Below are 23,251 nucleotides of genomic sequence, written 5' to 3' on the forward strand. Positions count from 1 at the left end.
GAAATTCGTCATGACCGATGTCACGATCTACACCCGCATGATGTGCGGCTATTGCACGGCAGCCAAGCGGCTGCTCGAGCGCAAGGGCATAGCCTTTACCGAGCACGATGCCTCCTTCTCGCCGGAATTGCGCCAGGAGATGATCTCCCGGGCGCATGGCCGCACGACCTTTCCGCAGATTTTCATCGGCGATACGCATGTCGGCGGCTGTGACGACCTCCACGAGCTGGAGGCCGAAGGCCGGCTGGACAAATTGCTCGCCAACGGCGCGACGAATTGAGGGAATGACGATGGGTGTTTTCAAGGCCGCTGCGATCCAGATGCGTTCGGGCGAGAGCCCCGAGCGCAACGCCGCCGATCTCGAACGGCTGGTGCGTGAAGCAGCCAGCCTGGGTGCCACCTACATCCAGACGCCGGAAATGACCGGCGCGCTGATCCGCGACAAGGAAGCTCGCGCCGCATCGTTCACGTCGGAGGACAAGGACATCGTCGTTGCGACCGCGCGCAGGCTGGCCAGGGAGCTCGGCATCTTCCTGCATATCGGCTCGACCGCCATTCTGCGCGCCGACGGCAAGCTCGCCAACCGGGCGCTGCTGTTCGGGCCGGATGGTGCTGCGCTCGCCGCCTACGACAAGATCCACATGTTCGACGTCGATCTCGACAATGGCGAGAGTTGGCGCGAATCGGCCGCCTATGAACCGGGAACCGAGGCCGTCGTCACCGACATCGAGGGTGCAAAGCTCGGCTTCGCCGTTTGCTACGATCTGCGCTTTCCGCAACTCTTCCGCGCCGAGGCGTTGGCCGGCGCAGACCTGCTTTCCGTACCGGCTGCCTTCACCCGCCAGACGGGCGAGGCGCACTGGCACGTGCTGCTCAGGGCCCGCGCCATCGAGAACGGCGCCTATGTCGTCGCCGCCGCGCAGGGTGGCTTGCATGAAGACGGCCGCGAGACTTACGGTCATTCGCTGATCGTCGATCCGTGGGGCCGGATCATTGCGGAAGCCGCGCATGACGAACCGGCGGTGATCGTCGCCGAGATCGACCCGGCGCAGTCGCTTGCCGCGCGCAAGAAGATCCCCAATCTCAGGAATGCGCGGGATTTCGCCGTCAATGCCGGCTCGGGCGAGGCGCCGCGGCTCAGGGGTGCAGCCTCTTGATCCGCTTTGCCCTGATCTGCGAGCACGAGCACGAATTCGAAGGCTGGTTCCGCAGCAACGACGATTTCGACACCCAGAAGAAGCGCGGCTTCGTCGATTGCCCGAGCTGCGGTTCGCACAAGGTGCAGAAAGCACTGATGGCGCCGGCCGTCTCCACGGCGCGCAAGCAGGAAACCATAGCGCTGGCCATGGGCGAGGCGCAGAAGCAGGCTTTGGCGCAGCTGAAGGCGATGGCCGAGAAGGTGCGCGAGAATGCCGATTATGTCGGCGACAAGTTCGCCGAGGAAGCGCGAAAGATCCATTTCGGCGAGAGCGACCCGCGTGGCATCTATGGCGAGGCGACGCTGGACGAAGCCAAGAGCCTGGTCGAGGACGGCGTCGAGTTCATGCCGATCCCGGTGTTTCCGGACGACCGCAACTGAGTTCCGAGGGAGCTTTGCGCGACCCAGAAGCGATTGAGCCGCGACGCAGCATAAGAGCCGTCGTTGGCCGATTGGCCAGCTGGGGCGCCGTCAAGCTTAGCGGTACCCGAACGATCGACGGGTTGCTCATCATCAGCGACAAGGGCACCGACAAGATCGTCGAGGCGCTTCAGCTTATTCGTGATTTTGATCCAGTGCGCTACAGACGGCTGCTTGGTGACGTAAGACAGGTATTTTTCACAACCCTTCCTGCTTCCGTCGCGCAATGGGCAAACTCTTCCAAGGCATGCGAATTGGACGAGCGCCATATCATCAGCGAAGGGACGACGCCGGAATTGGTCGCTTCGATTATCGTCCATGAAGCCACCCACGCGCGGCTTATGCGATGTGGTATCGGCTACGAAGAGGCGCTGCGGGATCGCGTGGAGCAGGTCTGTCTGCGTCGAGAAATAGCCTTTGCGGCCAGATTGCCGACCGGAAAGGGCCGGAGCCAGCAAGCCGAAGCGACACTCGAGGCCATGCCGGACTTTTCCGACAAGGCGATGAGTGAGCGCTATCTCAGCGGTTTGCGGGATGCTCTGCTCTACCTCAACATGCCGACCCGGCTTGTCGACCTCACCGTATCATACCGCCGCTGGAAACACCGGCGCCGGTTCTCGCGGCAGCCTACGAACTGACCCGGCTTAGCTCACGCTCCCGATCAATTTCTCAAGCAGCCGAGAGAGCGTCTCCCGTTCGGCCGGTGTCAGGCCGGAAAGAATCTCATGCTCGTTGGCAACATGGGCGGCAATAGCCTCATCGATCAACGCGAGACCCTTTTCGGTCAGCCGCACGACAATGCCGCGCCGATCGTTGGGGTGCGGCCCGCGCAAGATCAATCCGGACGTTTCGAGCCGGTCGAGCCGGTTGGTCATGGCGCCTGACGTCACCATCGTCGCTTCATAGAGGGCGGTCGGCGTCAGGGCGTAGGGTGATCCAGAGCGGCGCAGCGTTGCCAGCACGTCGAATTCCCCGGACTGCAATCCATAACGGGCAAACAACGGCGCCAGGCGCTCGCGGGCGATCAGCGAGGCGGCCTCGTTCAGCCGCCCGAGCACACCCATCGGCGAGACGTCCAGATCGGGTCGTTCCCGCTTCCATTGCTCGATCGCCCGTGCTGCCCTGTCCAACTGTCTCACCATCATTTATCTTGACGTTAAGAATCTTTCGGTTATCTTACTGCAAGATGCAATGCCGGCCAAGAGCCGCGCTACAGGATTCGGTCAATGAAGCTTCTCTGGGATTCGGCGCTCGGCCTGCTGGTCGTCACCGGCGGCCTGCTCGGCCTGACGCTGCCGTTCGGCAAGCTCGCCACGGCTGCCGGCGTGCCGGCCATGGTCTGGGCCTTCGTCATCTCGCTCGGCGCCGGCGGGGTCTTGCTGTGCATGCTCTTGGCTCGCGGCAAGCGGGTCCGGCTCACCGCGCACAAATTGCGCTATTTCTTCGTCACCGCCGCGGTGTCCTATGCTGTCCCCAATCTCCTGATGTTCTCGGCCATCCCGCATCTGGGCGCCGGCTACACCGGCATCATGTTCACGCTGTCGCCGGTCATCACGCTGGTGTTCTCGATCCTGCTGCGTGTCCGGCGCCCCAACATGCTGGGCATTGCCGGCATCGCCGTCGGCTTCGTCGGCGCCGTCATGGTCGCGGTGACGCGCGGCGAGGCCGGCCAGCCGGCCGATTTGTTCTGGGTGGCGATGGGGTTGCTCATCCCGGTCAGCCTTGCCGCCGGCAACATCTATCGCACGGTCGACTGGCCGGACGGTACCGGCCCGATCGAGCTTGCCGTCGGCAGCCATCTGGCGTCGGCGGCGATGCTGCTTGCCGGCATTCTCCTCCTGTTCGGCGGCGAAGCTTTCGTCCCACTCGGCGGCGTGCCGCTGGTCGTCGTCGCGCAGGTCGCGTCGGCATCGGCGATGTTCGCGTTCTTCTTCCGGCTGCAGGCGGTCGGCGGTCCGGTCTATCTCAGCCAGATCGGTTATGTGGCGGCGGCCGTCGGCCTGTTTGCCGGAACCCTCTTCCTCGGCGAGCACTATCAATTGCTGACCTGGGCAGGCGCGCTCATCATCACCGCCGGCGTGTTCATCACCACCAGGGCACAAAGCCAGAAGGCGTGAGCGGTCGCAGGGGGGCCGAACTGCCTTCGCGCCTGGAGCCGATCTCACCTGAATTTGTATCCAGATCTGCTTTATCTTCTTGTTTGAGCGTGGTCTTTTCCGAGGACCTTTCCCTTTTTGGAATCGTGCTCTGGAGCAAGCCATGACCGAACCGAAGACATCCGAGGGGACTGCCGTCGATGTAGCTGATTTTCGCGCCGCGATGCGGCTGATCGTCGGCAATGTCAGCGTCATCACCGCCGGCACCGGCGAGGACCGCTCCGGTCTGGTGGTCATTTCGGTCGTCTCGCTGTCGGCCGAGCCGCCCAAGGTGATCGCCTGCGTCAACCGGTCATCGTCGACCTGGCCGGTGATCGAACGCTACCGGCATTTCGGCGTCAATTCGCTTGGCCCCCAGCATCAGCGCGTGGCCGAGCGGTTCTCCGGCTTCGGCGGCATCAAGGGCAAGGACCGCTATGAGGGCGCCGAATGGGTGACGCTCAAGACCGGAGCTTTGCTGCTTTCGGATGCGGTGGCCGCATTCGACTGCAGCCTCGACGAGATGATCGATCGCGGCACGCATTCCATCGTCATCGGTTCGGTCGAGGCCGTGCGCACGTCCGATGCCGGCCAGGCGCTGATCTACTGGCGCGGCGGCTACCGGCCGCTGAATTCTGAATAAGGTCAGACCGAGCCTTTTTCCGCCAGGACCATGTAGTTGACGTCCATGTCCTTCGACCGCGCCCAGCGGTCGGCCAGCGGATTGTAGGTGACGCCGGTGCGGTCGATGATGGTCAGGCCGGCGCCGGCAAGCGCCTTTTCGAGCTCTTCCGGGCGCACCAGCTTGCCGAACTGGTGGGTGCCGCGCGGCAGCCAGCGCAGCACATATTCGGCGCCGATGATGGCTAAGCCCAGCGCCTTCAGCGTGCGGTTGATGGTGGCCACGAACATGATGCCGCCGGGCCGCACCATCTCGCCGCATTTGGCGACGAACAGGTCGATGTCGGCGACATGCTCGACCACTTCCATGTTGAGGATGACGTCGAATTTCTCGCCGGCGTCGGCAAGGTCCTCGGCCGTCGTGGCGCGATAGTCGACGCTGACATTGCCTTCGGCGGCGTGCAGCTTGGCCACTTCGATGTTGGTTTCGGAGGCATCCGCGCCCACGACCTCGGCGCCAAGCCGCGCCATCGGCTCGCACAAAAGTCCGCCGCCGCAACCGATGTCGAGGATGCGCAGTCCCTCGAAAGGCCTTGCAGCGCGTGGGTCACGGCCGAAGCGCGTCGCTATCTGGTCGCGGATATAGGCCAGCCGGACCGGATTGAATTTGTGCAGGGGACGGAACTTGCCGTTCGGGTTCCACCATTCGGCGGCAAGGGCGGAAAAGCGTTCCACTTCTCCGGCATCGATCGTCGATCGTCGGGGCTCTGGCATAGGTTGGTCTCCTCGACGCTACAGCGCCGCGCGTCCTCTTGGACGCGCAAAGGACGCTGTAGCACTTTAGATTCTGCGCATGATCCTTTCCGAAATCGACTTCGATTTCGGGGCCATGCGCTAGGAAGTCGGGCGTGAAGCCGCGAATGTCAAGGCAACAATTTTCCTCTGCCGGCAGGGAGCCGGATTCTGTCAGGGCATGTCAGCTGGAGTGCGCCGCGGTGAAACACAATTGGCCTGGCGGGCGAAGGAACACATCATCGTTTTGAACTCGAAGGAGGTGACGATGACAGCAATGACGGCTTCGATCCTCTGGCATCGGCTGGACGTGGAGGGGCATGATGCCTGTCTGCTTGCGCAGACCGATGGCGGGCACAGCCTCAAGGGACAAGCCATCTTCATCCAGGACGGCAAGCCGTGCTGCCTCGCCTACGGGGTGGATTGCGATGCCGGCTGGCACACACGGGCGGCGCTTGTCGAAGGCTTTCTCGGCACGCGCCAGCTGCATTATGCGATCGAACGCGATTTCAACGGCCAGTGGACGCTGAACGGCGAAGTCCAGCAGGGTGTCGACGGTCTTGTCGACGTCGATCTTGGCTTCACACCGGCATCGAACCTGCTGGCGATCCGCCGGTATGGCCTCGGGATCGGCGAAGCGTCGCCTGCCCCGGCCGCCTACCTGACTTTCCCTGAACTGAGGCTGGTGCGCCTCGATCAGGCCTATCGGCGTCTCGACACGGTTCGCTATGCCTATGCCGCGCCGGTGTTCGGCTATGACGAGACCCTCAACGTCTCGCCGCACGGCTTCGTTGTCGACTATCCCGGCCTTTGGAGACGCGCGGCTGCGTCAGGCTGAAGCGATTGTGATCAGTCCGCTGCGACCTGCGTCGTGCCAAGCACGTCACGCAGTTTCGCTGCCAGTTGCTCGATGGTGAAGGGCTTGGCGAGGAAATGCACGTCGTGGTCGAGCACGCCGTTGTGGACCACGGCGTTCCTGGTGAAGCCGGTGGTGAAGATCACCTTCAGCAGCGGCATGCGGGCAACGGCCTCTTCCGCCAGCTTGCGGCCGTTCATGACGGGCATGACGATGTCGGTGAACAGCAGGGCGACCTTCGGGTTTTCCGCCAGTTTCTGCAACGCTTCCTCGCCACTCGCGGCATCAATGACGGTGTATCCGAGTTCGCGTATGGCCTCGGTGGTGGAGACCCGCACGCGGGCATCATCCTCGACGACAAGGATCGTTTCGGCGACCGGTGCGGCGGAGTTGTCGCCGCGCCCGGTGGGCACGGCCGGCTCTTCGGCGCCGAAATACCGCGGCAAGTAGATCTTGATTGTCGTGCCTTCGCCGGGCTCGGAATAGATGTTGACGTGGCCGCCCGACTGTTTGACGAAGCCGAACACCTGGCTCAATCCAAGGCCGGTGCCCTTGTTGACCGGCTTGGTGGTGAAGAAGGGTTCGAAGGCCTTGGCCATGACATCGGGGGTCATGCCCGAACCGGTATCGCTGACGGCGATCATCACATACTGGCCGGCCGCGACTTCTGCATGGGCGGCGGCGTAGCTGTCGTCGAGATGGCTGTTGGCGGTCTCGATGGTCAGCTTGCCGTCATCGCCCATGGCGTCGCGGGCGTTGACGGCCAGGTTGAGAACGGCGTTCTCGATCTGGCTCGGGTCGGCATGGGTTTTCCACAAGCCCCCCGCCAGCACCGTTTCGATGAGGATGGTTTCGCCGAGTGCCCGACGGATCAGGTCGGACATCCCGGTCAGCAGGCGGTTGGCGTCGACGATCTGCGGCGCCAGCGGCTGCTGACGCGAGAAGGCGAGCAGCCGGGCCGTCAGATTGGCGGCACGGGTCGCGGCATCGATCGCCGCGTCGATGAATTGTGCGATGTCGTGCTCGCCGCGCGCCAGCTTGCGCTGGGCGAGGTTCATGGCGCTGATGATCACCGCCAGCATGTTGTTGAAGTCGTGGGCGATGCCGCCTGTAAGCTGGCCGACCGCCTCCATCTTGTGCATCTGGCGGATCTGGGATTCTGCCTTTTCACGTGTCTCGATCTCTCTGCCGAGCGCGACGTTCTTGCGCACCAACTCCTCCTGGGCGACCGCCACCTCAAGGAAGCGGCGGCGCGATTCCCTGATCGCGTAGCCGGCAAGCAGGAAGATCGCCAGCAGTGCCGCCACCGAACCGATGCGTAGCCAGGTCTCGACCTGGTCGGTATGCGCGTCGCGCGCGGCGACGGCTGCGGCGCTGATGCGTCGGACCGTATCCATGCTGGTTCGGATTTCGTCCATGACTGCCTTGCCCTGGCCGCTGCGAATCAGATCCAGCGCTTTCGTCGCATTGCCCTGGTCGTACAGGGCAATCGTCTCGGCCAGTTCAGCCTGCTTTTGCGAAAGCGCGTCCTTGATGTGGTTGATCGGCTGGACGAACTGGTCGTCGGGGGCGGTCAAGCTGTCGATACGGGCAAGTTGCCCCGGAATGGCGCCGACAGCGCTCCGGTAGGGTTCGAGATAGGATTTCTCGCCGGTCAGCAGGTAGCCACGCTGGCCGTTCTCGGCTTCCTGTGCCAGAGAAAGCAGACCCGAAAGCAATTGCTGATATTCGATTGCCTCGCGCGCGGCGGCGCGGTTGGCCCGCTGTTCCTCGACCAGCATGGCACGGCTGCCGACAATAAGCGCCAGCACCGCAAAGCCCGCGACAAGCGGGAGCGATTGCCATCGCATGGCACGTCGAAACCGAGCAATCATCATCTGCTATGCCGAACCAAAAGAATTCCCCGCAGGCAGCATTTCGTAGGCGGCGCCGGGGCGGAAGGCAATATGCCGGCTTCTGGAGCCGGCAATTGGCCGCCAGCCTTGCGAAACCTTCGTCATTTGGCTAAGGAGGCCGCGCATTCAGCGGCCGGCGTCAGCCGGCCTTCCGCTTTTCGGGATTCCGGCTTTTGGCTGGGATCCGGCTTCAGGCAAAGGCATTTCGCTCCCATGGCGCGCATCGTGATGAAATTCGGCGGAACCTCGGTCGCCGACATCGCCCGCATCCGCAACGTGGCGCGTCACGTCAAACGCGAGGTCGACGCCGGCCATGAGGTGGCGGTGGTCGTTTCGGCGATGGCCGGGAAGACCAACGAACTGGTCGGCTGGACGCGTGAGGCCTCGCCGATGCATGACGCACGCGAATATGATGCGGTCGTCGCTTCCGGCGAGCAGGTCACGGCCGGCCTGCTGGCCATCACTTTGCAGAACATGGGCGTGCACGCCCGCTCCTGGCAGGGCTGGCAGATCCCGATCAAGACCGATAATGCGCATGGGGCGGCGCGCATCCTCGACATTGACGGTGCGTTCCTGATCAAGCGCTTCGGCGAGGGCCAGGTGGCGGTGATTGCCGGGTTCCAGGGCATCGGCCCGGACAATCGTATTGCCACGCTCGGCCGCGGCGGCTCCGACACCAGTGCTGTCGCCATCGCTGCGGCGGTCAAAGCCGATCGCTGTGACATCTACACCGATGTCGACGGGGTCTACACCACCGATCCACGCATCGAGCCCAAGGCGCGGCGGCTGGCCAAGATCTCGTTCGAGGAAATGCTTGAAATGGCCTCGCTCGGCGCCAAGGTTCTGCAGGTGCGTTCGGTCGAGCTTGCCATGGTGCACAGGGTGCGTACCTTCGTGCGGTCGTCCTTCGACGATCCCGATGCGCCCGGAATGGGGGATTTGCTCAATCCGCCCGGAACGCTCATTTGCGACGAGGAAGAGATCGTGGAACAGCAGGTCGTCACCGGAATTGCCTACGCCAAGGACGAAGCGCAGATTTCACTGCGCCGGGTCGGCGACCGGCCGGGCGTTGCCGCCGGCATCTTCGGGCCGCTGGCCGAGGCCAACATCAATGTCGACATGATCGTCCAGAACATTTCCGAGGACGGCAAGTTCACCGACATGACCTTTACCGTGCCGTCGGGCGATGTCGACAAGGCGCTGGCCGTGCTTGAACGCCTCAAGGCCTCGATCGGCTACGATGTCGTGCAGTCGGAAGCCGGCATGTCGAAAGTTTCGGTCATCGGCATCGGCATGAGGAGCCATGCCGGCGTCGCCGCCACCGCTTTCAAGGCGCTGGCCGACAAATCGATCAACATCCGCGCCATCACGACCTCGGAGATCAAGATTTCGATCCTGATCGACGGCCCGTATACGGAACTTGCGGTTCGTACTTTGCATTCCGTCTACGGTCTGGATAAGCAGTAGCGAGAACGATTTGAGTTGTTGCGTGTGCGCCGGTCGCGGTGGAAACTGCGGCGGGCAGAATGCCCATTGGAGAACAAGCCGCGATGCGTGATCAGGCCAGTGGCCCGCGCGTTTTGCTCAAACGGCTCCGCGAGCTCATGCAGGAGCCGCTGGAGCCGCAGGAGCGGCTTGACCGGATTGTGCGCGACATCGCCTCAAACATGGTCGCGGAAGTCTGCTCGCTCTATGTGCTGCGTGCCGATTCGGTGCTCGAACTCTACGCCACCGAAGGTCTGAACCCGAACGCCGTCCATTTGGCGCAGTTGCGGCTGGGCCAAGGCCTGGTCGGCACGATCGCCGCCAGCGCGCGGCCGCTCAACCTGTCCAATGCGCAGGAACACCCTGCCTTCGCCTACCTGCCGGAGACCGGGGAAGAGATCTACAACTCGTTCCTGGGCGTGCCGGTGCTGCGGGCAGGGCGCACGCTGGGCGTGCTGGTGGTGCAGAACAAGACCATGCGCCACTACCGCGACGACGAGGTCGAGGCGCTGGAAACCACGGCGATGGTGATCGCCGAGATGATCGCCACCGGCGATCTGGCGCGGCTGACCCGGCCCGGCCTCGAACTCGATCTGCGCCGTCCTGTCAGCTTCACCGGCCTGTCCTTCAATGAAGGCGTCGGGCTTGGCCATGTCGTGCTGCACGAGCCGCGCATCGTCGTCACCAATCTGTTCAACGAGGACAGCGAGGAAGAGGTTCGCCGGTTGGAGACCTCACTCAGCTCGCTCAGGCTGTCCATCGACGACATGCTGGAACGCCGCGACGTCGCCTTCGAGGGCGAGCATCGCCAGGTGCTGGAAGCCTATCGCATGTTCGCCAACGATCGCGGCTGGGTGCGACGGCTGGAAGAGGCGATCCGCAACGGCCTGACGGCCGAAGCGGCGGTGGAAAAGGTGCAGAGCGACATGCGCGCCCGCATGCTGCACATGACCGATCCCTATCTGCGCGAGCGGATGAGCGATTTCGACGACCTCGCCAACCGCCTGCTGCGCCAGCTGATGGGGCGCGGGCCGGAAGATGTCGCGGCATCGCTGCCTAAGGACGCCATCATCGTCGCCCGTTCGATGGGGGCTGCCGAACTGCTCGATTATCCCCGCGACAAGATGCGCGGGCTGGTGCTCGAGGACGGTGCAGCGACCAGCCACGTCGTCATCGTCGCGCGTGCCATGGGCATCCCCGTCGCCGGCCAGATGAAGGGCGCTGTTTCCATGGCGGAAAACGGCGATGCCATCATCGTCGACGGCGAGGAGGGCGTGATCCATTTGCGGCCGCAGCCAGATCTCGAGGCCGCCTATGCCGAAAAAGTGCGTTTCAGGGCGCGCCGGCAAGAGGTCTACCGCGAACTGCGCAAGAAGCCGTCGACGACCAGGGATGGTGTCCAGGTCGATTTGCTGATGAATGCCGGTCTCGCCGTCGACCTGCCGCAGCTTGCCGAAGCGGGTGCGGCCGGCATCGGTCTGTTCCGCACCGAATTGCAATTCATGGTCGCTTCCACCTTTCCCCGGGCCGAGGCCCAGGAAAAGCTCTACCGCGACGTGCTCGAAGCGGCGCGCGGCAAGCCCGTCACCTTCCGCACCATCGACATTGGCGGCGACAAGGTGCTGCCCTATTTCAAGGGCGCGATCCAGGAAGAGAACCCGGCGCTTGGCTGGCGGGCGATCCGCCTGACGCTCGACCGGCCGGGCCTGCTGCGCACCCAGATCCGCGCTTTGCTCAAGGCCAGCGGCGGCCGCGAATTGAAGCTGATGCTGCCGATGGTGACCGAACTCGGCGAGATCGCCCAGGCACGCGAGATCATCGACCGCGAGGTGCGGCATTTGTCGCGCTTTGCCCATCATTTGCCGACCAGCCTGAAGCTGGGGGCGATGCTTGAAGTGCCGTCGCTGCTGTTCCAGCTCGATGAATTGATGAAAGCGGTCGATTTCGTCTCGGTCGGTTCGAACGATTTGTTCCAGTTCGTCATGGCCGTCGACCGCGGCAACACGCAACTGGCCAACCGCTTCGACACGCTGTCGGCACCCTTCTTGCGCGTCCTCAAGCAGATCGCCGATGCCGGCGTCCGCAATCACACGCCGGTGACGCTGTGCGGCGAACTCGCCGGCAAGCCGATCTCGGCGATGGCGTTGATCGGCCTTGGTTTCCGCTCGATCTCGATGTCGCCGGCCTCGATCGGGCCGGTCAAGGCGATGCTGACGGAACTGCCGCTGGACGAATTGAAGGCGTTTTTCGACGACAATCTGATGGCTCCGGCACAGGGCCTGCCGATGCGGGCGCTGCTGCAGGCCTTTGCCGACGACCGTTCGATCCCGTTATAGCAGCCTCATCATGGTCAATTTGCCCCGCGATCGTATGGATCAAGTCGTCAAGCGTTTCGAGATGCTCGAAGCGCAGATGTCGGCCGGCCCGGCCCCGGACGCCTATGTGCGGATGGCGTCCGAATATGCCGAAATCCAGGACATGGTGGCCAAGGTCAGGGCGCTGCGTGCGGCCGAGCATGAACAGGCCGACCTCGAAGCCATGCTTGCCGACAGGGGCACCGACGCCGAGATGCGGGCGCTGGCCGAGGCCGAGCTGCCAGGGGTCGAGGATCGCATCGAGGCGCTGCAGAAGGACATTCAGATCCTGCTGTTGCCCAGGGATGCCGCCGACGACAAGAACGCCATTCTCGAAATCCGCGCCGGCACCGGCGGCGATGAGGCCGCGCTTTTCGCCGGCGACCTGTTTCGCATGTACGAACGCTACGCCGCCGAACGCGGCTGGCGTTTCGAGACCGCCTCGGCCAGCGATGGCGATGCCGGCGGCTACAAGGAAATCATCGCCACGGTGTCGGGCAAGGGCGTCTTTGCGCATCTGAAATTCGAATCCGGCGTGCATCGCGTGCAGCGCGTGCCGGCGACCGAGGCCAGCGGGCGCATCCACACGTCGGCGGCAACCGTCGCGGTGCTGCCCGAGGCCGAAGAGGTCGACATCGACATCAGGGCCGAAGACATCCGCATCGACACGATGCGCGCCTCGGGTTCGGGCGGCCAGCACGTCAACACCACCGATTCGGCCGTCCGCATCACCCATCTGCCGACCGGCATCATGGTCGTGCAGGCTGAGAAATCGCAGCACCAGAACCGCGCCAAGGCGATGCAGATCCTGCGCGCCCGCCTCTATGATCTCGAACGCGGCAAGGCTGACGAGGAGCGCTCCGAATCGCGCAAGTCACAGGTCGGCTCCGGTGACCGCTCGGAACGCATCCGCACCTATAATTTCCCGCAAGGGCGCGTCACCGACCATCGCATCAATTTGACGCTCTACAAGCTCGACCGGGTGATGATGGGCGAACTCGACGAGATCATCAACGCGCTGATCGCCGATCATCAGTCCAAGCTGCTCGCCGACATCGGCATCGATGACTGACCTGCCCAACGCGCTCGGGCCGCTGCTGCGGGAAGCGCGGGCTCGGCTCGGCAGCACCGTCGACGACCCGGCGCTCGATGCCAGGCTGATCGTCGAGCATTTCTCGGGCACGACGCGCACGCAAGCCATTGCGGACCCCGAACGCAGGGTCGGCGCCGGCGCTGTTGCCGAAATCGATGCCGCCTTGAGACGCCGCGCCGGCGGCGAACCTGTGCATCGCATCCTCGGCTATCGTGAATTCTACGGTTTGCGCCTGTCGCTGTCGCCGGAAACGCTGGAACCGCGGCCGGATACCGAAACGCTGGTCGAGGCGATATTGCCCTTCGTCAAGGCGGTTGCGACGCAGGAAGGCGAGTGTCGCATCCTCGATCTTGGCACCGGCACCGGCGCCATTGCGCTGGCGCTGCTCAGCGTCGTGCCGACGGCTAATGCCACCGGCGTCGATCTGTCCGCGGGTGCGCTGGCGACGGCGGCCCGCAATGCCGGGCAACTGGGCCTTGCGGGCCGGTTCACGGCGCTGCAGTCGGACTGGTTCGAAAAAGTTTCCGGCCGGTACCATGTAATTGTCGCAAACCCTCCCTATATATCCTCCGAAGACATTGGAAATCTGCAGGACGAAGTCCTCAATTTCGACCCGCGCCTAGCCCTGGATGGCGGCGCGGACGGTCTGAACCCCTACAGAACCATCGCTGCGGAAGCGGCAAGGTTTTTGGAAATTGAAGGCAGAATTGCGGTCGAGATCGGCCATACGCAACGCAACGAGGTCTGCGAGATATTCACTGCAGCCGGCTACGTGCCGGGCAGTGTTTTCCGTGACCTCGGTGGAAACGACAGGGTTATTGTCTTTGAAAGGATAAAGCCTTGACGCAGTGCAAAAAAGCGCTTGGCAATGCCGGGGAATGCGGCTAGGGTCGCCTTAACCGGATGAGACGAAGCAGGCAGTGCTCTTAGCGATTCGGTTTTCCTTGGAAATAGCTGCCTTCTTGCGCAAACGATGCCCAAGCTTCGTGCGGGAATCGTCCGGCAAGTGATGTAACCGGAACAGGATGACACGTGGCGCCAACGCAATCGATGCGGGCGAACGCCGGTGAAGAGACGAAACGGCTGGCTGCATGAGCGCCTCCGTTCGTGAAGAGTTTTTCGAAAATTTCAAAATGAAGAGAGTTTGATGAGGCCACAACAGCAGAACAGGCGCATGCGCGGTCGCAACAACAATGGCGGCGGCGGTGGTAACAATAACAACAATAACAACAACAACAACCGCAAGGGGCCTAATCCCCTGACGCGCAACTACGAGAGCAATGGCCCGGACGTGAAGATCCGCGGTTCGGCTCAGCAGATCGCCGAAAAATACGCCACCCTTGCCCGTGATTCACACAGCTCCGGCGACCGGGTCATGGCGGAGAACTATCTCCAGCACGCCGAGCATTACAATCGCATCATTGCGGCCGCACAGGCGCAGATGCCAATCCAGAACACGCAGCAGAATCGCGATGATTTCGACGATGACGGCGATGAGGACCGCGACGATTTCGACAATAGCGGCAACAACAGCAACGCTGCTTCCGACGTCCAGATCCCGGTGGTCAACCATGGCGCCGGCCCGCAGCCGGTTATCGAAGGTACGCCGGCCGAGGTCGCGCTGAACCGGGAAGGTGGCCGCGAGGCCCGCGATAACAATGGCGGGCGCAACAATGGCGGCCGCGACAACAATGGCGGGCGCCATCGTGATCGCCGCCCCAATGGCGGCTATGGCCAGAACGGCCAGCGCGACTTTTCATCGTCCGCCGAGCAAGGTGGTCAGCCCCAGGGCAACGAGACCCCGGTCCAGGGCGAAGCCGTTTCGCCGGCCGAATCTGTGGCGCCGGCCGAACCGGCTCCGTCGTTCGAGAACCTTTCCCCGGCAGGTCTTGCCGCCCAGGCCGAACTCAACGAGGCGGCCGCCGAAAGCGGTGCTGCCCGTCGTCCGCGTCGTCCGCGCCGCCCGCGCGTCAACGCCGATCAGGTTGATGGCGGTAGTGACAATGCCAATTCCGGGACCGACGCCGGCGAGGTGGCTGCGGCCCCGGCCGACAGCGGCAACGCCCAACCGGTCAATGTCGATATCGACAACTGACCCAACGGCATTTCAAGGCATTGAGCGGCGGAGAGAAATCTCCGCCGTTTTCGTTTGGGCGGCCGTGCAATATTATGTGGTTGCCGATATCGGGACGTCTTGAGGGTTCAGGGCCTGTGCACCATATCAGCCTCAACTGGACCCGGCTCGAATGAGCGGGTCCGTCACCGCAATCGGATCCGGTGCCGCAAAGCGGGCCGGTGATGGAAGGAGACAGATATGAACCTTGAGAAATACTCAGAGCGCGTGCGCGGCTTTATCCAGTCCGCGCAGACCATGGCGCTTTCCCGCAACCACCAGCAATTCACCCCTGAACATATCCTGAAAGTGCTCGTCGACGACGACGAGGGCTTGGCCGCGTCGCTGATCGAACGCGCCGGCGGCAACGTCCGCGACGTCAAGCTTGGCGTCGAGACGGCGCTCGAAGCGATGCCCAAGGTCGAGGGCGGCAATGGCCAGCTCTATCTGGCCCAGCCGCTGGCGAAAGTGTTTTCGACCGCCGAGGAACTGGCCAAGAAAGCCGGCGACAGTTTTGTCACGGTAGAGCGGCTCTTGCAGGCGCTCGCCATGGAAAAGTCGGCCAAGACCGCCGACATATTGGCCAAGGCCGGCGTCACCGCGCAGGCGCTCAACCAGGTCATCAACGATGTCCGCAAGGGCCGCACCGCCGATTCGGCGAGTGCCGAACAGGGCTACGACGCGCTGAAGAAATACGCGCGCGACCTGACCGCGGATGCCCGTGCCGGCAAGCTGGACCCCGTGATCGGCCGTGACGACGAGATCCGCCGCACCATCCAGGTGCTGTCGCGCCGCACCAAGAACAATCCGGTGCTGATCGGCGAACCGGGCGTCGGCAAGACGGCGATCGCCGAAGGCCTGGCACTGCGCATCGTCAATGGCGACGTACCGGAATCGCTGAAGGACAAGCAGCTGATGGCGCTCGACATGGGCGCGCTGATTGCCGGCGCCAAATATCGCGGCGAGTTCGAGGAGCGGCTGAAGGCCGTGCTCTCCGAAGTCACCTCGGCCAGCGGCAACATCATCCTGTTCATCGACGAGATGCACACGCTGGTCGGCGCCGGCAAGGCGGACGGCGCCATGGATGCGTCGAACCTGTTGAAGCCGGCGTTGGCGCGCGGCGAACTGCACTGCGTCGGCGCCACCACGCTCGACGAGTATCGCAAGCATGTCGAGAAGGATGCAGCCCTTGCCCGGCGCTTCCAGCCGGTTTTCGTCGACGAGCCGACGGTGGAAGACACCGTTTCGATCCTGCGCGGCCTGAAGGAGAAATACGAGCAGCACCACAAGGTGCGCATTTCGGATTCAGCGCTGGTGGCGGCGGCGACGCTGTCCAACCGCTACATCGCCGATCGCTTCCTGCCGGACAAGGCGATCGACCTGGTCGACGAAGCCGCATCGCGGCTGCGCATGCAGGTCGATTCCAAGCCTGAGGCGCTGGACGAGATCGATCGCCGCATCATGCAGCTCAAGATCGAGCGCGAGGCGCTGAAGGTCGAGACGGACGATGCTTCGAAGGACCGGCTCGCCCGCCTGGAAAAGGAACTCGTCGGCCTTGAGGAGGAATCGACCGAGATCACCGCCAAGTGGCAGGCCGAGAAGCAGAAGCTCGGGCTCGCCGCCGACCTGAAGAAGCAGCTCGACGAGGCGCGCAACGACCTTGCCATTGCTCAGCGCAAGGGTGAATTCCAGCGCGCCGGCGAGCTTGCCTATGGCAAGATTCCGGAACTGGAAAAGAAGCTGAAGGAGGCCGAGGCCCAGGACGGCAAAGCCGGCATGGTCGAAGAGGTGGTTACCCCCGACCACGTCGCCCATATCGTCTCGCGCTGGACCGGCATTCCGGTCGACAAGATGCTGCAGGGCGAGCGCGACAAGCTGCTGCGCATGGAAGACGAGATCGGCAAGCGCGTCGTTGGCCAGGGCGAGGCGGTGCAAGCTGTGTCGAAAGCGGTGCGGCGCGCCCGCGCGGGCCTGCAGGATCCGAACCGGCCGATCGGCTCGTTCATGTTCCTCGGACCGACGGGGGTCGGCAAGACCGAGCTGACCAAGGCGCTGGCGAGCTTTCTGTTCGACGACGAGAGCGCCATGGTGCGCATCGATATGTCGGAGTTCATGGAAAAGCACTCGGTCGCCCGGCTGATCGGCGCGCCTCCCGGCTATGTCGGCTATGAGGAAGGCGGCGCGCTGACCGAAGCGGTGCGGCGCCGGCCCTATCAGGTCGTGCTGTTCGACGAGATCGAGAAGGCGCATCCGGATGTGTTCAACGTGCTGTTGCAGGTGCTCGACGACGGCCGCCTGACCGACGGCCAGGGCCGCACGGTCGACTTCCGCAACACGCTGATCATCATGACGTCGAACCTCGGCGCCGAATATCTCGTCAACCTCACCGAGGACCAGGATGTCGATCTGGTGCGCGACGAGGTGATGAACGTCGTCAGGGCATCGTTCCGGCCGGAGTTCCTCAACCGCGTCGACGAGGTGATCCTGTTCCACCGGCTGCGCCGGCAGGATATGGGCCGCATCGTCGAGATCCAGCTCAAGCGGCTCGAGAGCCTGCTTGTCGACCGCAAGATCACGCTATCGCTGGACCAGGAGGCGGTGGATTGGCTGGCGGCCAAGGGCTACGACCCGGCCTATGGCGCGCGGCCGCTGAAGCGGGTGATGCAGAAGGAATTGCAGGACCCACTGGCGGAGAAGATCCTGCTCGGCGACATCCTCGACGGCTCGACCGTCAAGGTGACAGCCGGTTCCGACCGGCTGAATTTCCGCTCCAAACCGACGATCGTCGCGGCGGAAGCGGCAGCCTGATCCTGCGCCGCGCGTCCTTCCTGGACGCGCGGCGTTTTCATATAAAACGTGGGGCGGGGATGACACTGGACGACTACAACAGCTTCTGCGACTCGCTGCCTTCGACGACCCATGTCGTCCAGTGGGGTGGCGCCCATGTTTGGAAGGTGGGGGCCAAGGTCTTCGCGATCGGCGGCTGGGACGATGGCCAGCAGCTCTTCGTCACCTTCAAATGTTCCGATATCGCCTATGATGTGCTCAAGGAACAGCCGGGGCTACGGCCCGCCCCCTATCTTGCCTCGCGCGGCATGACATGGATCCAGCGTCGGACAAGCCAGAGCATGGATGATGCCGCGCTGAAGGACTATCTGCGCGAGAGCCATCGCCTTGTCGCCCTGAAGCTTACCAGGCAGGCGCGCAAGGAATTGGGACTTGCCGAAAGCTAGCCTATATTCCTTGAGGCGCCGGAAAACCGCCATCTTCATGCCCGGTTCATGTTGGAACCATAGGATGGTGTAACTGGTTTGCTGGCGAAGGGGTTCGCCAGAAGACAATGCCGGCGGCGGCAAATTTACGGACCGGAGAATTTGGCCACCATGTTCCGCACGATCTTTGCCCTCTCGGCGCTAGCCGCCGGGCTTGTGTCTTCCGGGGCGTTCGCCGCGCCGACGACGGACAATGCGCCAAGGGTTGTCCGCGCTGCCGATACCGGGGGCATCCTTGTCGCCCAGGACGGCAATCTCGACATCTACTACGACGCCAGGGGCAACCGCGTGATCGTCGATGCCGATACTGGCAAGGTCATCGCCATCCAGCCGCCGCAGACCCGGCTCGACCGCCGCGCCTTGCGCCGCGAGACACGACTGCGCGAACTGGGCCGCGCCCCCGAAGGCGACGACCGCTACTATCTCGACGATCCGGAAGACATGGCGCGGTTCCGGCGCAAGCAGTTGGAAGAGGAAGGCCGCGTTATCCCGCCGCCGGCGGATGAGTACGATCCCTATGGGGACAATTCCGCCGAAGCCTACCCGCCGGCGCCGCAGGACGATGGCAATTACGACGACAATTATCCCGACGCGCCGCAGCCGGCTAAGCCGGGTACAATCAAGCGCCAGCCGCTGAACGAGGCCGCGATAGACCCTGCCCAGCCGACGACACCCGCCGATCAGGCGGCTCTGCCGCCAAAGGCCGGCGACAAGACCACCGTTGCCCCGGCACTTTCGCTGGGAGCGCGCCAGGATGTCGCCGCCCTTCAGGTGCTGCTAGACCGGGGTGGCGCTTCGCCTGGCGTCATCGACGGGCGTTTCGGTTCGAATGTCGACAAGGCGCTCGCCGCCTACAACCAGATCACCGGCGCCAATCTGCGATCGACCGACGCGGTCGCCATCCAGGCGGCACTTGCGCAATCCGGCGGCGATGCCTTCGCCAACTACACGATCACAGCGGAGGACGCGGCCGGTCCCTATGTCGCGTCGATCCCGGAAGACTACAGCCAGAAGGCGCAACTCGACCGCATGGGTTATACGTCGGTGACCGAGGCGCTCGCGGAGCGCTTTCACATGGACGAGAATTATCTCAAGGCGCTCAACCCGGAGGTCGATTTCAATCGTCCCGGCACGATCATCAAGGTCGCCAATTTCGGCAGGCTGGTTTCGACGCCGGTGGCGCGTATCGTCGCCGACAAGGACAAGAAAGAGGTTTTCGCCTATGACGCCGGCGGCAAACTGGTCGCCGCCTATCCCGCAACCATCGGCTCGTCGGATACGCCGTCACCGTCCGGCATACACACGGTGTCGCGCGTGGCGCTCGATCCGAACTACACCTACAATCCCAGCATCAATTTCAAGCAGGGTCAAAACGACAAGGTCCTGACCATTCCGCCGGGCCCGAACGGTCCCGTCGGTTCGGTCTGGATCGCCCTGGATAAGCCGACCTACGGCATCCACGGCACGCCCGATCCGTCGAAGATCGGCAAGACCGAGAGCCATGGCTGCGTACGCCTGACCAACTGGGATGCGCGGGAGCTGGCCAAATTGGTTTCGCCGGGCGTGACGGTGGAGTTTGTCGGCGGGCCCTCAGCCGATAACCTTGCGCAGCAGTGAACCGCGAAGCGCGGCGGCATAGACCAACTGCACGATCAGGATGAAGCCGACGCCGAGCAAGGGACTGACAAGCGAGAGTGCGGCGCCGACCGCCCACAGGACCTGTGCCTTGATGATGCGCAGATAGACCGTGCGTTTGGTTTCCGCATCGATATCCTCTGCTACGAAGCCGCTTTTCTCCGCATAACGCCAGCTCGCGAACAGCGTGACGCCGAGCGCCAGCAGATTGAGCCAGTAGACCAGCACCGCGGTTCTGAACTCGAGGAAGTCGGCCAGAAGGTCGGTCGAGAAGGGCAGCAAGGCGATGAAGGCGAGAAAGCAAAGGTTCAGCGTGGCAAGCCGTCGATCGGATTTGGCGATCAGACCATGCTGCGCCTGCTGGCCAAACCAGAAGATGGTCAGCGTCAGGAAGCTCAAGGCGTAGGTCAGGAAACGCGGCGCCAGGTCGGCGATCGCGGCGAGCAGCTCGCGTTCGGAATGGATCGCCTCGTGCGCCGGCACCCTGATTTCGAGAACGATCAGGGTGAGCGCTATGGCGAATACGCCGTCGGTGATCCCGACGATACGGCCGCGTCCCTCAGCCGATGCTTCAAGTGGCCGCTTCATCGATGTTTCCCCATCGGCACCTTCCGGAAACCTAGCATGGTTGCCGCCATTTGCACCTGACAGGGTGCGACCCTGGCCAAACGGCTGGTTTCAGCGACAGCAAGCCACTGGCTGGTTGTTGCCGGTGCGCTGGGGGTTTAAGCAAGGTTTCATGCATTCACCAAGTGAAGCTGCCGCCGTCCCGCTGACCAATCCGGTCACGAATGGAACGTTTTGTCCGCAGTCGCGGCGACGATTTGTGCTGGTTGCGGCAATTCTGGCCTCGGCGCTTGGCTTCATAGACGGCTCCATCCTGGCCATCGCTACACCAGCGATCCGCGTCAATCTCGGCGCAAGCCTTGCCGAGGCGCAGTGGATTTCCAATGCCTATGCGTTGACGCTCTCGGCGCTGATCCTGGCCGGGGGCGCTGCCGGCGACCGATTCGGTCTGCGCCGCGCCTTCGTGGCCGGCATCGCGCTGTTCATCCTCGCTTCGCTTGCCTGTGCGCTGGCGCCGAATGCAATTGTGCTGATCGCATTTCGCGCGTTGCAGGGCATCGGTGCGGCAATCATGGTGCCTGGCAGCCTCGCCATCATCGCCAAGGCCTACCCGAAGAAAGAACGCGGCCGTGCGATCGGCATCTGGGCGGCGGCTTCGGCGCTGACCACGGCACTTGGCCCGGTGTTCGGCGGCTTCGTGCTGTCGGCCTTCGGTGACGGCATCTGGCGGGCGATCTTCGCCATCAACCTGCCGCTGGGCTTGATTTCGATCTGGCTTCTGCTGGCCAAGGTTCCGGCCGATGCGCCGACGGAGAAACGCAGCCTGGATCTCGGCGGTGCAGCGCTCGCGACATTGGCTTTCGGTGCGCTTGCCTATGGGCTGACCTCGATGAGCGCCAGCGGCGAGGGCCTCATGGCAGGGCCGAGCATTGCCGCCGGCGTCGTATTGCTGGCTGTCTTCATCGTCTTCGAGCTTCGTCAGCGCGAGCCGATGATCGACCTCGGCCTGTTTCGCGTCGGTGCTTTCGCCGGCGCCAATGTGGCGACGTTCTTCCTCTATTTTGCGCTGTCGGCCAACCTTTTCTATCTGCCAATGCTGCTGATCGCCGGCTGGGGGCTGAGCACGGCCGAGGTCGGCTTCATCTTCCTGCCCTTGTCGGCATCGATCGCGCTTTTGTCGGGACCTGTCGGCAAGCTGTCGGACCGGATCGGACCGCGTTTTCCGATCGCCTGCGGCAGCCTGGTCGTGGCTTTTGCGTTTGCCGGGCTGGCCTTGCTCACCTACGCCGGCATCCACAATTTCTGGACGGGAACATTGCCGCTGATGGGGCTGATGGGGCTCGGCATGGCTCTGGTCGTGTCGCCCTTGTCGACCGCGATCATGACGGCGGTGGAGGACAAGGACACGGGGGCGGCCTCCGGCATCAACAATGCCGTCTCACGCATCGGCGGTCTGATCGCGGTGGCGGCGATGGGCTCGCTTGCCGCGTGGGTCTACGCGAATGCACTGGACGCGAGCGCAACGTCCGGCATCCCGGGATTTGGTGAACCGGCGCCAGCCGGGCTTGCCCCGGCCATCGATGCGACAAGGCTCGCCGCCAGCGACGCCGCGTTTGCCGCGGTTTCTTCGGTGACCGCGCTGCTTTGCCTGCTTGCGGCTGTCATCGCCTGGACGACCATTCCCGGTGATCGATTGCCATGGCCGCGACGGGCCGAAGATACGCCAGGCTGAAGCCGATCAACCGTCGATCTTGGCGCTCGCAACCTTCAGCGAATCGCTGTCTTCCTGCTTCAACAGTTCGTCGATGCGTTCGCGTTCGCGCTTGAAGGCGACGAGGTCATCGCCCTTCAGCACCTTGCCGACCGGCAGGCGGACACGCATCGGATCGACCTTGGTGCCGTTGACGATCAGCTCGTAGTGAAGATGCGGGCCGGTGGCGAGGCCGGTCTGGCCGAGGAAGCCGATGGTCTGGCCCTGGCGGACGTGCACGCCCGGTTCGATGCCTTTGGCAAAGGCGCTCTGGTGATTGTATGAGGTTTCGTAGCCATTGGCGTGGCGGATGATGATCTGCTTGCCGTAACCGCCGGCCCAGCCGACCTTCTCGACCGTGCCGTTGCCGGCGGCGATGATCGGCGTGCCGATGGGGGCTGCCCAGTCGACGCCGGTGTGCATGCGGACATAGCCGAGGATCGGATGCCTGCGGGCGCCGAACCCGGAGCGGAATTTCCCGGCGGGCAGGGGATTGCGCAACAGGAACTGCTCGGCACTCGAACCGTCCTCATCGAAATAGTCGGTGCCGCCGTCCTGCATCTGGAAGCGGTAGAAGTTGCGGGTCTGGCCGCCGAACGTCGCCGAGACGTAGAGAAGCTCGGAGCTGTCCGAGGTCTGATCGTCGCCGTCGGGCTGCGAGAACAGGACTTCGATGCGGTCGGCGGGGCTGAGGCGAGACTGGAAGTCGACGTCGGACGCCAGCAGCTTGATCAACCGCTGCGTCATCGCCTTGGACATGCCGTAGGAGTAGGCGGCGCGGTAGATGCCGTCATAGACGTTGGGCAGGTTGCCGCGCACCACCACCGGCGCCGACGAATCATCGAAGGCCGTCAGCAATTCGGGGTTCGGATCCGGTTCCTGCGCCGGCACATACTGGCCGCGATCGTTGAGCGCGATGGTGACGATGTGCTGGGTCCGGTCGTAGACGCTGGTGCGCACGACCTTGGCGGCATCGCCGTGAACCTCGAGGCCGACGCGTAGCACGGTTCCAGCCTTGAGCGCCGTCGCATTGAGCAACTTGGCTATGGCTTCGGCCATTCCGGT

21 protein-coding genes (1 of these 21 only partly in view) are annotated in these 23,251 nt (G+C 63.6%); 16 read left to right on the forward strand and 5 right to left on the reverse strand.

The window, feature by feature from the left end; all coding sequences use genetic code 11:
* Positions 1–10 precede the first annotated feature (10 nt).
* The 4 genes from grxC (at position 11) to MESCI_RS08000 (ending at position 2,256) form a co-directional block, all read left to right on the forward strand.
* On the forward strand, positions 11–280 hold the full coding sequence (gene grxC, locus MESCI_RS07985) for a glutaredoxin 3 (RefSeq protein WP_013529449.1): 270 nt from the start codon (positions 11–13) through the stop codon (positions 278–280).
* Positions 281–290: 10 nt separating this feature from the next.
* Positions 291–1,157 carry a carbon-nitrogen hydrolase family protein gene (locus tag MESCI_RS07990; protein ID WP_013529450.1) on the forward strand — a complete coding sequence of 289 codons (867 nt, stop codon included), beginning with the start codon at positions 291–293 and terminating at the stop codon, positions 1,155–1,157.
* Positions 1,154–1,579 carry a DUF1178 family protein gene (locus MESCI_RS07995; RefSeq protein WP_013529451.1) on the forward strand — a complete coding sequence of 142 codons (426 nt, stop codon included), beginning with the start codon at positions 1,154–1,156 and terminating at the stop codon, positions 1,577–1,579. The genes MESCI_RS07990 and MESCI_RS07995 overlap by 4 nt, the downstream gene beginning before the upstream one ends.
* 122 nt (positions 1,580–1,701) lie before the next feature.
* Positions 1,702–2,256 carry a hypothetical protein gene (locus MESCI_RS08000; RefSeq protein WP_164919863.1) on the forward strand — a complete coding sequence of 185 codons (555 nt, stop codon included), beginning with the start codon at positions 1,702–1,704 and terminating at the stop codon, positions 2,254–2,256.
* A gap of 6 nt (positions 2,257–2,262) precedes the next feature.
* Here MESCI_RS08000 and MESCI_RS08005 read toward each other — a convergent pair whose 3' ends face one another.
* The gene (locus MESCI_RS08005) at positions 2,263–2,748 is read right to left on the reverse strand and encodes a MarR family winged helix-turn-helix transcriptional regulator (protein WP_013529453.1); all 486 of its coding nucleotides are present in this window, start codon (positions 2,746–2,748) and stop codon (positions 2,263–2,265) included.
* Between the two features lie 96 nt (positions 2,749–2,844).
* Here MESCI_RS08005 and MESCI_RS08010 point away from each other — a divergent pair, with 96 nt between their 5' ends.
* Positions 2,845–3,735 carry a DMT family transporter gene (locus tag MESCI_RS08010; protein ID WP_013529454.1) on the forward strand — a complete coding sequence of 297 codons (891 nt, stop codon included), beginning with the start codon at positions 2,845–2,847 and terminating at the stop codon, positions 3,733–3,735.
* 142 nt (positions 3,736–3,877) lie between these two features.
* Positions 3,878–4,396, forward strand: a complete 519-nt coding sequence (locus MESCI_RS08015) for a flavin reductase family protein (protein WP_013529455.1) — start codon at positions 3,878–3,880, stop codon at positions 4,394–4,396.
* Between the two features lie 2 nt (positions 4,397–4,398).
* Here the strand turns inward: MESCI_RS08015 and ubiG are convergent, their stop codons facing one another.
* Complete coding sequence (gene ubiG / locus MESCI_RS08020) at positions 4,399–5,148, reverse strand: bifunctional 2-polyprenyl-6-hydroxyphenol methylase/3-demethylubiquinol 3-O-methyltransferase UbiG (protein WP_013529456.1); 750 nt, start codon at positions 5,146–5,148, stop codon at positions 4,399–4,401.
* A 286-nt stretch (positions 5,149–5,434) separates the two neighbouring features.
* Here ubiG and MESCI_RS08025 point away from each other — a divergent pair, with 286 nt between their 5' ends.
* The gene (locus tag MESCI_RS08025) at positions 5,435–6,004 is read left to right on the forward strand and encodes a putative glycolipid-binding domain-containing protein (protein WP_013529457.1); all 570 of its coding nucleotides are present in this window, start codon (positions 5,435–5,437) and stop codon (positions 6,002–6,004) included.
* An 11-nt stretch (positions 6,005–6,015) separates the two neighbouring features.
* Here MESCI_RS08025 and MESCI_RS08030 read toward each other — a convergent pair whose 3' ends face one another.
* A complete protein-coding gene (locus MESCI_RS08030) occupies positions 6,016–7,872 on the reverse strand; it encodes a CHASE3 domain-containing protein (protein WP_013529458.1) in 1,857 nt (618 codons plus the stop codon).
* A 258-nt stretch (positions 7,873–8,130) separates the two neighbouring features.
* Between MESCI_RS08030 and MESCI_RS08035 the strand changes: the two genes are divergently transcribed.
* From MESCI_RS08035 to MESCI_RS08070, 8 genes are all read left to right on the forward strand, one after another.
* Entirely contained in the window at positions 8,131–9,384 is a 1,254-nt protein-coding gene (locus MESCI_RS08035; RefSeq protein ID WP_013529459.1) for an aspartate kinase, read from the forward strand.
* A gap of 83 nt (positions 9,385–9,467) precedes the next feature.
* Positions 9,468–11,738, forward strand: a complete 2,271-nt coding sequence (ptsP, locus tag MESCI_RS08040; protein WP_013529460.1) for a phosphoenolpyruvate--protein phosphotransferase — start codon at positions 9,468–9,470, stop codon at positions 11,736–11,738.
* Between the two features lie 10 nt (positions 11,739–11,748).
* A complete protein-coding gene (gene prfA, locus MESCI_RS08045) occupies positions 11,749–12,828 on the forward strand; it encodes a peptide chain release factor 1 (RefSeq protein ID WP_013529461.1) in 1,080 nt (359 codons plus the stop codon).
* Positions 12,821–13,693 carry a peptide chain release factor N(5)-glutamine methyltransferase gene (gene prmC / locus MESCI_RS08050; protein WP_013529462.1) on the forward strand — a complete coding sequence of 291 codons (873 nt, stop codon included), beginning with the start codon at positions 12,821–12,823 and terminating at the stop codon, positions 13,691–13,693. The genes prfA and prmC overlap by 8 nt, the downstream gene beginning before the upstream one ends.
* 303 nt (positions 13,694–13,996) lie before the next feature.
* Positions 13,997–14,944, forward strand: a complete 948-nt coding sequence (locus MESCI_RS08055) for a DUF4167 domain-containing protein (RefSeq protein WP_013529463.1) — start codon at positions 13,997–13,999, stop codon at positions 14,942–14,944.
* 219 nt (positions 14,945–15,163) lie between these two features.
* On the forward strand, positions 15,164–17,770 hold the full coding sequence (gene clpB, locus MESCI_RS08060) for an ATP-dependent chaperone ClpB (RefSeq protein WP_013529464.1): 2,607 nt from the start codon (positions 15,164–15,166) through the stop codon (positions 17,768–17,770).
* Positions 17,771–17,829: 59 nt separating this feature from the next.
* Positions 17,830–18,195, forward strand: a complete 366-nt coding sequence (locus tag MESCI_RS08065; RefSeq protein WP_013529465.1) for an MmcQ/YjbR family DNA-binding protein — start codon at positions 17,830–17,832, stop codon at positions 18,193–18,195.
* Between the two features lie 150 nt (positions 18,196–18,345).
* The gene (locus MESCI_RS08070; RefSeq protein WP_013529466.1) at positions 18,346–19,851 is read left to right on the forward strand and encodes a L,D-transpeptidase family protein; all 1,506 of its coding nucleotides are present in this window, start codon (positions 18,346–18,348) and stop codon (positions 19,849–19,851) included.
* Here the strand turns inward: MESCI_RS08070 and MESCI_RS08075 are convergent.
* Positions 19,825–20,457 carry a TMEM175 family protein gene (locus tag MESCI_RS08075; RefSeq protein WP_013529467.1) on the reverse strand — a complete coding sequence of 211 codons (633 nt, stop codon included), beginning with the start codon at positions 20,455–20,457 and terminating at the stop codon, positions 19,825–19,827. The two genes, MESCI_RS08070 and MESCI_RS08075, sit on opposite strands and share 27 nt — an antisense overlap.
* A gap of 151 nt (positions 20,458–20,608) precedes the next feature.
* Between MESCI_RS08075 and MESCI_RS08080 the strand changes: the two genes are divergently transcribed.
* Complete coding sequence (locus tag MESCI_RS08080) at positions 20,609–22,168, forward strand: MFS transporter (protein WP_013529468.1); 1,560 nt, start codon at positions 20,609–20,611, stop codon at positions 22,166–22,168.
* A 6-nt stretch (positions 22,169–22,174) separates the two neighbouring features.
* Here the strand turns inward: MESCI_RS08080 and MESCI_RS08085 are convergent, their stop codons facing one another.
* Positions 22,175–23,251, reverse strand: the 3' portion of a protein-coding gene (locus tag MESCI_RS08085; RefSeq protein WP_063173803.1) for a M23 family metallopeptidase. 885 nt of this gene lie beyond the right edge of the window; 1,077 of the gene's 1,962 nt are visible here — the last part of the coding sequence; its start codon lies off the right edge, out of view; the stop codon is at positions 22,175–22,177.

Source organism: Mesorhizobium ciceri biovar biserrulae WSM1271 (genome assembly GCF_000185905.1).
Lineage (GTDB): Bacteria > Pseudomonadota > Alphaproteobacteria > Rhizobiales > Rhizobiaceae > Mesorhizobium > Mesorhizobium ciceri.

Excerpts from the sequence above, each read along its gene's own strand:
- grxC (WP_013529449.1), top strand. The coding sequence starts at position 11 with ATGACCGATGTCACGATCTACACCCGCATGATGTGCGGCTATTGCACG.
- MESCI_RS07990 (WP_013529450.1), top strand. The coding sequence starts at position 291 with ATGGGTGTTTTCAAGGCCGCTGCGATCCAGATGCGTTCGGGCGAGAGC.
- MESCI_RS08010 (WP_013529454.1), top strand. The coding sequence starts at position 2,845 with ATGAAGCTTCTCTGGGATTCGGCGCTCGGCCTGCTGGTCGTCACCGGC.
- MESCI_RS08015 (WP_013529455.1), top strand. The coding sequence starts at position 3,878 with ATGACCGAACCGAAGACATCCGAGGGGACTGCCGTCGATGTAGCTGAT.
- ubiG (WP_013529456.1), bottom strand. The coding sequence starts at position 5,148 with ATGCCAGAGCCCCGACGATCGACGATCGATGCCGGAGAAGTGGAACGC.
- MESCI_RS08025 (WP_013529457.1), top strand. The coding sequence starts at position 5,435 with ATGACAGCAATGACGGCTTCGATCCTCTGGCATCGGCTGGACGTGGAG.
- MESCI_RS08030 (WP_013529458.1), bottom strand. The coding sequence starts at position 7,872 with ATGCGATGGCAATCGCTCCCGCTTGTCGCGGGCTTTGCGGTGCTGGCG.
- MESCI_RS08035 (WP_013529459.1), top strand. The coding sequence starts at position 8,131 with ATGGCGCGCATCGTGATGAAATTCGGCGGAACCTCGGTCGCCGACATC.
- ptsP (WP_013529460.1), top strand. The coding sequence starts at position 9,468 with ATGCGTGATCAGGCCAGTGGCCCGCGCGTTTTGCTCAAACGGCTCCGC.
- prfA (WP_013529461.1), top strand. The coding sequence starts at position 11,749 with ATGGTCAATTTGCCCCGCGATCGTATGGATCAAGTCGTCAAGCGTTTC.
- prmC (WP_013529462.1), top strand. The coding sequence starts at position 12,821 with ATGACTGACCTGCCCAACGCGCTCGGGCCGCTGCTGCGGGAAGCGCGG.
- MESCI_RS08055 (WP_013529463.1), top strand. The coding sequence starts at position 13,997 with ATGAGGCCACAACAGCAGAACAGGCGCATGCGCGGTCGCAACAACAAT.
- clpB (WP_013529464.1), top strand. The coding sequence starts at position 15,164 with ATGAACCTTGAGAAATACTCAGAGCGCGTGCGCGGCTTTATCCAGTCC.
- MESCI_RS08065 (WP_013529465.1), top strand. The coding sequence starts at position 17,830 with ATGACACTGGACGACTACAACAGCTTCTGCGACTCGCTGCCTTCGACG.
- MESCI_RS08070 (WP_013529466.1), top strand. The coding sequence starts at position 18,346 with ATGTTCCGCACGATCTTTGCCCTCTCGGCGCTAGCCGCCGGGCTTGTG.
- MESCI_RS08075 (WP_013529467.1), bottom strand. The coding sequence starts at position 20,457 with ATGAAGCGGCCACTTGAAGCATCGGCTGAGGGACGCGGCCGTATCGTC.
- MESCI_RS08080 (WP_013529468.1), top strand. The coding sequence starts at position 20,609 with ATGCATTCACCAAGTGAAGCTGCCGCCGTCCCGCTGACCAATCCGGTC.